8 protein-coding genes are annotated in these 13602 nt (G+C 62.2%); all 8 read left to right on the top strand.

Translation table 11 applies throughout. From position 1 onward, the window contains the following. Nucleotides 1-308: 308 nt before the first annotated feature. Nucleotides 309-1853 (top strand): recombinase family protein, encoded by a 1545-nt coding sequence (locus tag QZY67_RS02725; RefSeq protein WP_295368422.1) that lies wholly within the window; start codon nucleotides 309-311, stop codon nucleotides 1851-1853. 360 nt (nucleotides 1854-2213) lie between these two features. Next, nucleotides 2214-2849, top strand: coding sequence for a LytTR family DNA-binding domain-containing protein (locus QZY67_RS02730; RefSeq protein ID WP_295368423.1), 636 nt, complete (start codon nucleotides 2214-2216; stop codon nucleotides 2847-2849). Nucleotides 2850-2852: 3 nt separating this feature from the next. Then, entirely contained in the window at nucleotides 2853-4145 is a 1293-nt protein-coding gene (locus QZY67_RS02735) for an ATP-binding protein (protein WP_295368424.1), read from the top strand. 322 nt (nucleotides 4146-4467) lie between these two features. Continuing rightward, complete coding sequence (locus QZY67_RS02740; RefSeq protein WP_295368425.1) at nucleotides 4468-6831, top strand: glycoside hydrolase family 3 N-terminal domain-containing protein; 2364 nt, start codon at nucleotides 4468-4470, stop codon at nucleotides 6829-6831. A gap of 134 nt (nucleotides 6832-6965) precedes the next feature. Continuing rightward, nucleotides 6966-7751: a hypothetical protein gene (locus QZY67_RS02745; RefSeq protein WP_295368426.1), complete on the top strand. Its 786-nt coding sequence runs from the start codon at nucleotides 6966-6968 to the stop codon at nucleotides 7749-7751. Nucleotides 7752-7839: 88 nt separating this feature from the next. Then, on the top strand, nucleotides 7840-8247 hold the full coding sequence (locus QZY67_RS02750; protein ID WP_295368427.1) for a hypothetical protein: 408 nt from the start codon (nucleotides 7840-7842) through the stop codon (nucleotides 8245-8247). A 31-nt stretch (nucleotides 8248-8278) separates the two neighbouring features. Next, nucleotides 8279-11359: a glycoside hydrolase family 3 C-terminal domain-containing protein gene (locus QZY67_RS02755; RefSeq protein WP_295368428.1), complete on the top strand. Its 3081-nt coding sequence runs from the start codon at nucleotides 8279-8281 to the stop codon at nucleotides 11357-11359. Nucleotides 11360-11642: 283 nt separating this feature from the next. Beyond that, nucleotides 11643-13565, top strand: coding sequence for a glycoside hydrolase family 2 TIM barrel-domain containing protein (locus QZY67_RS02760; RefSeq protein WP_295368429.1), 1923 nt, complete (start codon nucleotides 11643-11645; stop codon nucleotides 13563-13565). Nucleotides 13566-13602: the final 37 nt, after the last annotated feature.

Below are 13602 nucleotides of genomic sequence, written 5' to 3' on the forward strand. Positions count from 1 at the left end.
TGGACGGGATACAACGGATAAGACAGGAGAGAGCCCTCACACCGACCCACCTGAAGCAGGTGACGGAGTCGGTGGAGGGCTCTTTTATTTTCCCTGTCAGCCCGCATATTTCTGCTGCGAGGCCACATACAATGGGAGCAGAACGCCGGAGGGGAGGACACGCTGTGGCAGAACGGAATATGCCGGGGGAAAAGTGTGCGTGGCGGATATTCCGCCGGTTCGACGGCACCAGGGACCCGGAGGCCCTGGTGCGGGCCCTTATCCGGGCCCACAAGAACTGAGGGATTTACACCGAAGGGGGCGGGGATGTGGAGATTTGGAGCGCGGCGGGCTACCTGCGCCTGTCCCGGGAGGACGGGGACAAGGCGGAGAGCGACAGCATCGCCAACCAGCGGGGACTGCTGGAGCAGTACATAGACGCCCATCCGGAGCTGCGCCTGGCAGGCTTTTACCAGGACGACGGCTATACCGGCACCAACTTTGACCGCCCCGCCTTCCGCCGCATGGAGGAGGATATCGCCCGGGGAAAGGTGAACTGCGTGGTGGTCAAGGACCTGTCCCGGTTCGGCCGGGACTACATCGAGGTGGGGCGGTACCTGGAGCGGGAGTTTCCCGCCCGCGGGGTCCGGTTCATCGCCGTCAACGACCATGTGGACAGCGCCCGGGGCCGGTACGACATGCTGCTGCCCATGAAAAACATCTTCAACACCCAATATGCCCGGGATATCTCGGACAAGGTGCGCTCCGCCATCCGCACCAAGCAGGAGCGGGGGGAGTTTGTGGGGGCCTTCGCCAGCTACGGCTACCGGAAAGACCCGGAAAACCACAGCCATCTCCTCATCGACCCGCCCGCCGCCCAGGTGGTGCGGCGGATTTTCGGCCTGTTTGAGAGCGGGTGCGGGAAAGTCAGGATTGCCAAAATCCTGAACCAGGAGGGGATTCCCAGCCCCAGCGAGTACAAGCGGATTGTGGGGGAGCGGTACCGCAACGGCCGCAGGCTGGACAAGACCACCTACTGGACCTACGCCACCGTCCACCGGATTTTGCAGAACCAGATGTACGCCGGCAACATGGAACAGGGGCGGGAGAGCCGCTCCGCCATGCACGGCAGGGCCAGGCGGAAGGCCAGAGAGGACTGGGCGGTGGTGCCGGACACCCATGAGGCCGTCATCCCGCCGGAGCAGTGGGAGCGGGTGCAGGCCCTGCTGGGCAGGCGGACCAGGGAACTGAGCTTTGAGCAGAACCGGAGCCCCTTCGCCGGGTTTCTCCGCTGCGGCGACTGCGGGCGGGCCATGGTAAAGACCAGAAGCGCCGGAGGCATCTACTACAGCTGCGGATCCTACAAGCGCTACGGCCCCGCCGCATGCAGCAGGCACAGCGTCTCCCACAGCCTGCTGGAAGAGATTGTGCTGGAGGACCTGAACCGGATGATCGCCGCGGTGGAGGACATCGCGGCCATTGCGGACCAGGAGACGGCTCAGGCCGCGCGGAGCTCCCGGGCCGGGCGGGAACGGCTGGAGGGTGGGCTGGAGCGGATCTACCGGCTGAAAAAGGCCGCCTATGAGGACTTCCGGGAGGGGCTCATCAGCCGGAGGGATTTTCTCCGCTATCAGGAGGACTACGAGCGCCAGGAGCGGGAGGCGGCCGCCCAGCTGGAACAGCTCTCCGGCAATGGGGAGGACGGCGGCCGACGCCCCTGGGTGGACGACCTGATCCGGCAGGGGAAGCTGACTGCGCTGGACCGGGTCACCGTAGCGGAGACTGTGAAGCAGATTTTGGTTTTTGAGGACGGGCACATCGACATTGCCTATACCTTTTCTAATTCTGGTGGGTTTGAAAAATTACAGCGGTAGGCGGCCTCTTCGGGTTTGGGAAGGGTCCGCCTGCCGCTGTTTTTTGTGTTCCGGCCTCTCAATCCTCCCTGGCCGGTGAAAAACGCCGGCGGGCGCCCGGGAGTGGAGAAACTGTAAATTGCAGATGAAATCAATTGCCCGGCACAGCAGAATATGATTATGATATTATTATAATCAAAAAGAGACATAAAAATTCACAGAAGCGAGGCGAGCGTTCCGTTCAATACAGGCTGACGAGATGTGCGGCGCTCGCTTCCCGGGAAAGGACGGGCACAGGGAAGGTGAGTAAAATGTTCAATATTGCAGTGGTTGAGGACAATGACCAGGACGCAAAGACCATCATAAATTCCCTGACGCGGTATGCATCAAAAAAATCAGCTGGAGTTTCGGATTACGCGGCATCCCGACGCGCTCAAGCTGATCAACAAATACAAATCAAACTATGATCTGATCTTTATGGACATTGAGATGCCCCATATGTCCGGCATGGAGGCGGCGAAGGCCATCCGGCGGATAGATCACGGGGTGACCCTTGTATTTGTGAGCAACATGGCGCAGTATGCCGTGGAGGGCTACGCTGTGGAGGCATTCGACTACATCCTGAAGCCGGTCAACGACTACGCCCTTGACCTGAAGCTCAACCGGATTATAGCCCACGTGGGCAGCACCGTGGGGGAGCGGATTGTGATTCGGACGGAAGGGGAGACCGTGGGCCTCCAGGTGCGGAAGATATACTACGTGGAGGTGGACGGGCACTACCTCAACTGGCACACCCGGGACCAGGTATACCGTTCGCTGGGGACGCTGAAGTCCATTGACCAGCAGCTGCCGGAGAGCTTCTGCGCCATCAGCCGGTGGCACGTGGTCAACATGCAGTATGTGCGCAGCGTGGTGGGCGACGACGTGCTGGTGGAGGGGGAAAAGCTGCACATCGGCCGGTCGTACAAGCAGAAGTTCCTGCAGGCCTATGCGGAATACATGGTAGGTGGGACCTAGACGATGGATGAATTTCTCCTGGTATACATTGAAAATCTGATGTGTTTCTCCCTGTTTTTTGTAAATTTTTCCCGGAAAAAGCATTTTACGGCGCGTTTTATCACCTCTGTGGGCCTGGGGGCGGGGGGAGTATGCCTGATTGGCCGGCTGCTGTCCGTTTCAAACCTGCTGGTATTCGTCTACTACCTCCTCGAATTCTGCATGCTGCTGGCGATCTTTCACTTCTGCTTTCAGACCGGCTGGGAACAGGCGCTGGGTTGTGCCAGCGCCGGGCGCGCGACGCAGCACCTGATTTATCAGATTCTGCAGATCATCAGCCTGAGATTTGACCCGTCCGCATACCTGGACCCCAATTCCTGGATGTATTTTGCCGGGGCGCTCCTCTCCTATCTTCCCTTCTGCCTGGCCGTCTATCTGATCTTTTCCAGAAGGATTGGCGCCTTTAACATCGATTTTGAAACAATGGAATTTCGATTTGGGCTGGGCCTGCTCAGCGCGGTCATGGTGCTGATCTGCGTCGGAATCACCCGGCTGGTCAAAAGCGGCGGAGTCCGGTCGGAGAGCACCATCATTGCGGAGAGCCTTTACGCCATTATATGCTGTCTGCTGTGCCTGGTCATGCAGTTTGAGCTCTATCAGAAGGCCAAGCTGACCAAGGAGATTGAGATGGTGCGCATGCTGTGGAAGAAGGACAGCAAGCAGCTGGCCGAGCGGAAGGACACCATTGAGCTCATCAACATGAAGTGCCACGATATCCGCCACAAGCTGGAGGACTATCACCTGCCCATCACCGACGATGAGGAGAAGGAGCTCAAGGACCTCATCCGCATCTATGACCAGACCTACCGCACCGGCAGCCAGACGCTGGACGTGCTGCTGGCCGACCGGGCCCTTCTGTGCGAAAAGGACCACATTCAGCTGAGTTTCCTGGGGGACGGGAGCTGCCTGAAGTTCCTCACGGAGGCGGACGTCTATTCCCTGCTGGGCAACGCCCTGGGCAATGCGGTGGAGGCCGCCCGCAGGGTGGAGGAGGAGAAGCGCCAGATCAGCATGATTATCCGAAACAGCGGCGACCTGGTGTCCATCAGCGTGACCAACTACTACCAGGGGCAGCTGCACTTTGAAGAGGACCTGCCCGTCACAACCCAGCCCGACACAGAGGACTTCCACGGCTATGGCATGAAGAGCATGCAGGCCATTGCCGGGAAATACGGCGGAAAGCTGAAGGTAAAAGCGGAGAACGGCGTATTTAAGCTGACGATCTGGCTCATTGACAGCAGCCGGCAGCCGGCGTAGCATTCGGCAGAATGCCGGGCGGCGGGCAAAGCTTCATGCGCCGCGGCGACTGCCTGCGTGCAAGGCGCACCTCATCTGAGTTTTATACCTGTACCAGTCCAAACGGGGCCGGTACAGGTATTTTTTCGCCTCTGCCGGGATTTTCCGCGCCGGAAGGGAAGAAAACGGCCTTGGGCCGGGGATGGGAGGTGCCCGGGCACGGTTGATGCAGTTCGTGCAAAAAATCTGCGGCTTATGCATGGTTTGCTGTTCAAAATGGATAATTCGCATATAATGTATTCGGCTCGAAATTGGCCATATTTATGAGGAAGGAGAGTTACACATGAAGAGAATCGTTCCCCTGCTGCTCTCGGCAGCCATGCTCGTCTCACTGGCGACCTCCTGCACCAACACGGCTGAGAATACCCCCAGTCCCAGCCAGACCCAGACCCCCGCACCCACTCCCAGCGAGACCGCCATTCAGGACGGCTACATCCCCGCGCCCTACACCGTATCCAGCGAGGATGAGCTGACCGCCGAGTTCCTTGACCCCGTGTTCTATGAGAATGAGGACGGCCCCACCATCGGCGTGACCCTGCTGGGCGTGGTGGTTCAGGACGGCAAGTACTTCCGCGACCTGGACAACGACCAGGAGCTGGACGACTTTGAGGACTGGCGTCTGGACGCCCAGACCCGCGCCGAGGCCATGGCCGCGGCCCTCACCGACACCCAGCTGACCCACCAGGTTGTCAACGTTATGGCTTACAGCCCCAAGAGCACTGCCACCGCCGACGTGGTGGATGAGAACGGCGAGCCCGTCTGGACTCTGATGTACGCCCCCACCGGCGGTTTTGGTGGCGGCGACGACGAGGGCGCCACCAACATCGAGTGGCTGAACACCTCCAAGTCCCGCACCTTCGTGCTGCGCGCCAACCCCGAGACCGAGGTGGCCGTGTGGTTCAACAACGGCCTGGAGCAGTACAGCGAGTACGACGCCATCGCCAACGGCGAGGTGGCTGTCCCGTTCTTCATGTTCACCAACCCCATCGCCCACGGCCTGCCCAACTCTGAGGGCGTGGCCGCCGCCTCCCTGGGCGCGGGCAACGCCGACGCCGTGCTGGAGGACGCCCAGATGGACCGCCAGGTCATGTGGGCCAAGGGCGTGGACGGCCTGTACGGCCCCCAGATCGACCTGGCCACCGACCCCCGCTGGAGCCGCAACAACGGCACCTACGGCGAGCGTGAGGACATGAGCGCCGAGATCGCCGCCAACCTGGTCAAGGGCTATCAGAACGGCGACCAGGGCATGGTGGAGGGCAGCGTGCTCGTCACCGTGAAGCACTTCCCCGGCGACGGCGCGGCCTACAACGGCTTCGAGTCCCACGGACAGACCGGCCGCTACCGCATCTACTCCACCGAGAACTCCCTGGCCGACTATCAGCTGGTGCCCTTCATCGCCGCCTTTGAGGCCGGCGCCGCCGGCGTCATGCCCGGCTACTCCCAGCCCATCATCGACGAGCGTATCGCGCCCCAGTCCATTACTTACAACGGCGAGACCTACGACATCCGCCTGGAGGGCCGCGGCAACGCCTTCAACGAGGACGTGCTGCTGTACCTGCTGCGCGAGGTTCTGGGCTTTGACGGCCTCATCAACTCCGACTCTCTGCAGCCCAACTCCCAGCAGGGCGTGGAGGACCTCACCAGCTATGAGCGTATGGTCCTGTTTGTGAAGTCCGGCTGCGACGCTGGCGTTATCAGCTTTGAAGATGCCACCGCCTCCGAGCTGCTGGATCAGGCCCTGGCCGCCGGCGACGTGACCCGGGAGGACCTGGAGCGGGCCGCCACCAACCGTCTGCTGCCCCAGATGCAGAGCGGCAACCTGGACAACCCCTACCGCGACCTGGAGGAGAGCGTGGCCACCGTCGACGGGGTGACCCCCCAGGTGGAGGCTCTGGCCGAGGAGATGCACCTGAACTCCATCGTCCTGATGAAGAACTCCGAGTCCGCCCTGCCCCTGAGCGACACCAGCGTGAGCGTCTATGTCCAGGGCTTTAACCAGAACGACGACGCCGATGTCAGCGGCATGGTCTCCGCCCTGGAGGCCGAGGGCTTCACCGTTGTGGACGATTACAACGAGGCCGACGTGGCCTATCTGCGCGTGGATCCCACCATCGTGGGCACCGGCAAGAGCGAACTGGCCATTCTGGACCTGGCCGAGGACGTAGAGACTCCCGTCTATGACAACAACGCCAAGCGCACTGACGAGACTGCTCTGGTGACCACTGTGGCCAGCATGGATAAGTTCCAGGAGATCGCCGACGCTGTCCACGCCAACGGCGGCAAGGTTATCGGCGAGATCAACGCCTCCAACGCCTGGATCCTGACCAACATGGAGCCCTACTGCGACGCCCTGCTGGGCACCTTCAACAACACCGACGACGCCATCACCCAGATCGTGTCCGGCGCCGCCAGCCCCACCGGCAAGCTGCCCCTGACCATGGTGGCCGACGCCTCCGTCATCGCCCTGGTTGAGACCGACCTGAACGGCGAGGTCTGGGACGTCTGCGTCTCCCCCAACGACGTGCCCGGCTATGTGAAGGACCAGTACATGGACGCCGACGTGCTGGCTGCCTCCCCCTCCGGCTCTTACGCCTACATGGATGCCGACGGCAACCTCTATCAGTCCGGCTTCGGTCTGAGCTACTAACTCAGTCCGTTTTCCCGCCCGGACGGATGTCCCGGCGGAACACATGGGACAGGCCTCGCCCATCTGAGGCCTGTCCCCATGTGGCTATTTTCAAGTTATTCAACCGCAAATAAGTGCAAAAGGAGCGAATTGTCATGAACATGAAGAAGATTCTCAGCGCTGGCCTGGCCCTGAGCCTGAGCCTGATGATGCTCGCCGGCTGCGCCAACGAGACCACCCCCGCCACCGACGACGTCCAGCCCACCGGCACCACCCCTGTCACCGAAAGCGTCCAGCCCAGCGAGACCACCCCCGTGGAGCCCAGCGAGAGCACCCCCGCCGAGCCCTCCGAGGACGTGGCCGCCGAGCCCGACCCCAGCGCCCCCGTCACCCAGCTCTATTACAGCAGCGACGTGTCTGAGATGGAGGGCAGCTGGACCCTGTCCCAGGTCTACGCCGGCGGCTCCACCTATGACGCGGTGGAGAACGCCGCCACCTTCGCCATCACCTTCTCTCTGGATCCCTCTGAGCTGGTGGACGAGGCTGCCTACATCCACAACCAGGTGTACAACCTGACCGGCGACCTGACCTTCGGCGTGGCCGCCATCAACGACGCCCTCACCGCCGAGGGCCTGGACGCCGGCTACCGCGGTTCCACCGCCTGGTCCGACTTCCCCCAGGGCGAAGTGGTGACCGAGGGCGAGTTCTACAAGCAGCCCGGCCCCGCCACCATGCGCTTCCAGGACGTGGACGTCTGCGGCCTGTTCCTGGACCAGCTGGCCACCGGCGCCCCCGCTGACGTGGACACCACCGAGCGCAGCCTCATCATCGGCATCAACAACCAGGGCCAGCTCCTGCTGGGCGCCAGCGAGGAGCACCTGGAGCGTCCCGGCACCGAGGGCGACTGGACCTACTGCCTGATCTTCGACAAGGCCGCCTAACAGCCCGTTCCAACGCTGCGTATCATATGGTCATTTCCCGGACGGACAGGAGCGCGCTCCTGTCCGTCCGCCGAAAGGAGCGTTTTTCATGAAGACAAGCAAAAAAGCATTCGGCTTTTATGTCGGCATCTTGTCCTGCGTGCTGGCCGTGGCCGCTGCTATCTGCTACGGGGTAATCTTCCCCGGCATCGAGTACAAGGAGCAGGTGTTTGATGTCCGCATCTGCGTGATCCTGGCGGCTGCCGGCGTCATTGCCGCCGTGCTGCTGCTGGCGGGGGAGAAGACCGCTGGGTTTGCTCCGGCCCTTCTCTGCCTGGGCAGCGGAATCTCCCTGATGCTGTTTATCAACATCGCCATCTGGCCGGTTTCGGATACAATCTACGGAATCGAGCCCTTCCCCGCGTTTACGCAGCTGGTAGTCTGCGCCGCGCTGATTGCGGCGACCCTCGTGATCAGCGAGATTGCGCTCTATCTGAAAAAGTACCGGTCCGCCTGATGGAAAGAACTCGCAGAGAGGAGAACTTCCAATGAAATCCTCAAAGAAAAGAACACTGAAGAAACTTTTTGCCAATGTTACGGTGGGATTGCTGATTGTGGCCTACTTCGGCGGCACCATCGCCGGCCAGTTCTCCGGCCAGATCAACAGCTTCCTGGGCACCTCCACCTCCATGACGGTGACGGACGGCGAGGACTCCGGCGAGTATGTGCGCTACTATGAGTCCACCTTCAGCTCCGTGGCCGACCTGAAGGCCGCCGGCCTGGCCAAGGCTGAGGAGGTGGAGGCCGAGGGCGCGGTGCTGCTGAAAAACAACGGCATCCTGCCCCTGCAGAACCCCGAGGTCTCCCTGTTCGGCGCCACCGCCAACTCCCCCGTGTACGGCGGTACCGGCTCCGGCGCGGTGAATACCGCCGACGCCCCCTCCTATGTGGACGCCCTGACCGAAAGCGGCCTGACCGTCACCAACGAGGCCCTTCTGGACTGGTACACGGAGGAGGAGTACGGCCGTGATTTCTCCTCCAGCGGCGAGGAGATCAACGAGGCCCGCTGGAACGCCATCGCCGAGAGCGACGCGGCCAGCACCTTCGGCAACGGCGAGGTGGCCGTCTTTGTGGTGGGCCGCGTGGGCGGCGAGGCCAACGACCTCAAGAGCACCGGCCATATTGACGGAGGCACCAACCCCCTGGGCGCCGACGTGGGCGCCAACTCCGACTACCTGATGCTCAACCGCAACGAGCTGGGTATCCTGGAGGGCCTGAAGGCCATGAAGGACGCCGGCGAGATCAGCGGCATCGTGGTCCTGATCAACAGCGCCAACCCGGTCTCCGCCGCCTTCCTGAACGACGAGGCCTACGGCATTGACGCGGCCGTGTGGATCGGCTCGGTGGGCCAGAGCGGCCTGTACGCCGTGGGCGACATCCTCAGCGGCGCGGTGAACCCCTCCGGCTCCCTGCCCGACACCTGGTGGACCAACAACCTGCTGGATCCCGCCATGTCCAACTTCGGCGTCTACACCTATACCAACGCCGGCGACTACACCTACGCCTCCAGCCCTGCCAAGTTTACCAGCTACGTGGTCTACCAGGAGGGCATCTACGTGGGCTACCGCTATACGGAGACCCGCTATGAGGACGTTGTCCTGGGCACCGCGGGCGTGGGGGACTACGTCTATAACGACGTGGTGGCCTACCCCTTCGGCTACGGCCTGAGCTACACCACCTTTGACATGAGCGACATGCAGGTGGAGAAGACCGGCACAGGCACCGATACGGCCTATACCGTGTCCGTCACCGTGACCAACACCGGCTCCGTGGCCGGCAAGAAGGCGGTGCAGGTGTACGCCCAGAAGCCCTACACCGACTACGACCGCGAGAACCAGATCGAAAAGGCGGCGGTGGAGCTGGTGGGCTACGGCAAGACCAGCCTCCTGGAGCCCGGTCAGAGCGAGACCGTGACCGTCAGCGTCCCCGAGTACTTCCTCACCAGCTATGACGCGCTGGGCACCGGCGTGTATATCCTGGAGGATGACACCTACTACCTCACCGCGGCGGACAACAGCCACGCGGCCATCAACAACATTCTGGCTGCCAAGGGCTACACCACCGCCGACGGCATGACCGCCGACGGCAACGCCGCCATGACCTATGCCGCGGACTACACCTTTGACGCCCAGACCTACTCCAAGGCCTACGGCACCGGAAACGACGTCACCAGCCTGTTTGCCTCCGCGGACATCAACCGCTACGAGGGCAAGGGGGACAACAGCGTCGCCTACGTGTCCCGCAACGACTGGGAAGGCACCCTGATGCTCTGGGCCGACGAGAACCAGGACGGCGAGAACGACAACTATGTCCAGCTGTCCATGACCGACCAGATGTATGAGGACACCATTCTGGACGCGGCGGATCTCCCCGCCAACGACGACCAGTGGCCGGTGATGGGCTCCGACGAGACCAACTACAGCCTCATCCAGCTGCTGGAGAATGAGGACGGCAGCGAGATTGCCTACGACGATCCCATGTGGGACGACCTGCTCAACCAGCTGACCTACGAGGACATGTCCCGCCTGTGCGCCGTGGGCCTGCGGATGACGGTCTCCCTGGAGTCCATCGGCAAGCCCGAGACCCTGGACCACAACGGCCCCTCCGGCGTGACCCAGAAGTACTCCGCCGGTCCCAACGGCTACGCCAACCAGACCAATGACCCGGACAAGGAGATGACCGGCACCTGCTACCCCTGCAACGGCATCCTGGCCGCCACCATGAACGACCAGCTGGTCCAGGAGGTGGGCGAGCTCATCGGCGAGGACGCCATGTGGGCCGGCTACGCCGGCTTCTACGGCAGCGGCCTGAACATTCACCGCACCCCCTATGCCGGCCGTGTGTTCGAGTACTACTCCGAGGACGGCATCCTGACCGGCCTCATCGACACCTATGAGACCATCGGCATCCAGTCCAAGGGCGTGTATGTGTACAACAAGCACTTCGCCCTCAACGACCAGGAGCTGCAGCGGCAGGGCCTGGGCACATGGTGCAACGAGCAGGCCATGCGCGAGATCTACCTGCGGGCCTTTGAGCTGCCCATCGTCAATGCCGACGCCAAGTGCGTCATGACCGCCTTCAACCGCATCGGCGCGGTGTGGTCGGGCGCCTGCTCCGAGCTGCTCACCGACTGGCTCCGCGGCGAGGCCGGTATGACCGGCTTTGCCGTCACCGACATGTACGAGGGCGACTACATGAGCAAGCCCCACGAGGTGCTGGCGGGCAACGACATCCCCGACAACTTCCCCGGCACCACCGGCACCGGCGTGGACACCGCCTCCGGCGGAGACCTGGGCTTTGAGTTCGCTGCCTACGGTCCCGACGGCGCCACCCCCAACGCCCAGATCGCCCAGGCTCTGCGGGAGTCCTCCCACCGGATTCTCTACACGGTGCTGCACTCCCGCGGTATGGACGGCATCGGAGCCAACACCAGAATCGTGGCCGTCACCCCCTGGTGGCAGACGGCCCTTAACGTGACCCAGATCGTGCTGGCTGTGCTGAGCGTGCTGGCACTGGCGCTGCTGGTGGCCGACATGATTCCCAGCAAAAAGAAGAAGTCCAACCAGTAAGACAGGACCGGACCGGCCCTGCGGAAGCTGAATAGGTCCGCCGCAGGATCGGAGATTCTGCGGCGGACTTGCCTAACCCCCAATGCCTGCCGGCAAAAGACAGCCACAGGCGGGAGGGCCAACGAAAGCCCGGCGGGCCGGTATCCCCTGAAAGCAAACCTGATTGCAACCCTGTGCAAAAGAGCATTGAAATTAAAATTGGAACCAGAGATTGGCAGCGCTCGGACCTCGCTTCGAGCCAATGGATGCAGAGTTCCACCAACAGGAAGGAAGGAGAGGCCTGATGCGAAACAGCATTTGTTTAAACCAGGATTGGACCTTTTACGGACCCAAGGGAGGGCCGGAGAAGCTCGATCTGCCTCACACCTGGAATGCGGTTGACGGGCAGGACGGCGGAAACGACTACTGGCGCGGCACCTGTACCTATGAAAAGACGTTCCCCATGCCCGAATTTGACCCGGAGACCCAGGCGGTATACCTGGAGTTCCAGGGCGTGAACGCCTCCGCCGATGTGGAGCTCAACGGCAAAGCGGTGATGCACCACGACGGCGGCTACTCCACCTTCCGGGCGGAGGTGACCGGGCTGCTCCAGGCCGAGAACCATATGACCGTCCGGGTGGACAACAGCGTCAACGACCGGGTGTACCCCCAGAAGGCGGACTTCACCTTCTACGGCGGCATCTATCGGGATGTGACGCTGCTGGTGGTGAGCAAGCACCACTTTGACCTGGACTATTTCGGCGGTCCGGGCCTGCGCATCACCCCCGCTGTGGAGGGATCCACCGGCAAAATCCGGGTGGAGAGCTGGACCAACGCGGAAAACCCCACCGTGGAGGTGACCCTCACTGACGCCGGGGGAAGCACGGTGGCCAGCGGCCAGGGTACCGACGTGACCCTGGAGATCCCCAACGTACACCTGTGGGATGGCGTGAAGGACCCCTACCTCTATACCGCCACCCTGCGCCTGGTGGAGAACGGCGCGGCGGTGGATGAGATCTCCAGCCGTTTCGGCGTGCGCACCTTCCGGGTGGACCCCAAGGAGGGCTTCTTCCTCAACGGGCGGTCCTATCCCCTCCACGGCGTGTCCCGCCACCAGGACCGGAAAGGCCTGGGCAACGCCCTGACCAGGGCCCACCACGACGAGGACATGGCCCTTATCCGGGAGATTGGCGCCAACACCATCCGCCTGGCCCACTATCAGCACGACCAGTACTTCTACGACCTGTGCGACCAGTACGGCATGATTGTCTGGGCGGAGATCCCCTACATCTCCGAGCACATGCCCAATGGCCGGGACAACACCATCAGCCAGATGAAGGAGCTCGTCGTCCAGAACTACAATCACCCCTCCATCGTCACCTGGGGTCTGTCCAACGAGATCACCATCTCCACCAGGGACAAGGCGGACATGCTGGACAACCACCGGGTGCTCAACGACCTGTGCCACTCCATGGATGCCAGCCGGCCCACCACCCTGGCCTGCTATGCCATGTGCGGCCCCTTTAACCGCTCGGCACACATCTCCGACATTGTGTCCTGGAATCTGTACCTTGGCTGGTATGTGCCCGGACTGTTCCTCAACGACCTGTGGATCTCCTTCTTCCACCTGGTCTATCCCAAGCGGTGCCTGGGTTACTCCGAGTACGGCTGCGAGGGTATGCCCAACCTCCATTCCTCCAAGCCCCACCGGGGAGACCATACCGAGGAGTACCAGGCCATCTACCATGAGTTCATGCTCAAGTGCTTCCAGCGGCATCCCTATATGTGGAGCACCCACGTGTGGAATATGTTCGATTTTGCCGCCGACGCCCGGGACCAGGGCGGCGAGCCCGGCATGAATCACAAGGGCCTCATCACCTTTGACCGCAAGACCAAAAAGGACAGCTTCTATGCCTACAAGGCCTACTGGAGCGAGGAGCCCTTTGTGCACATATGCGGAAAGCGGTATGTGGACCGCCCCGAGGCGGAGACCACGGTGAAGGTATACACCAACCAGCCTGCGGTGTCCCTGTATGTAAACGGGAAGCTGCTCTCAGAGCAGACAGGGGAGAAGGTGTTCACCTTCCGCGTGCCCCTGGGCGAGGGAGAGACCCGGGTGGAGGCCCGGTGCGGAGCGCTGACCGATGAGGCGGTCTTCCGCCGGGTGGACACGCCCAATCCGGCCTATAAGCTGGTCAAGAACAAGAAGAGCCAGAACTGGGTGTAGGCAAAGGGCCTTAAGGCGCTCTTTTCATCCCGCTTCG

The organism is uncultured Pseudoflavonifractor sp. (assembly GCA_904419835.1).
In the GTDB taxonomy this organism is placed as follows: domain Bacteria; phylum Bacillota; class Clostridia; order Oscillospirales; family Oscillospiraceae; genus Pseudoflavonifractor.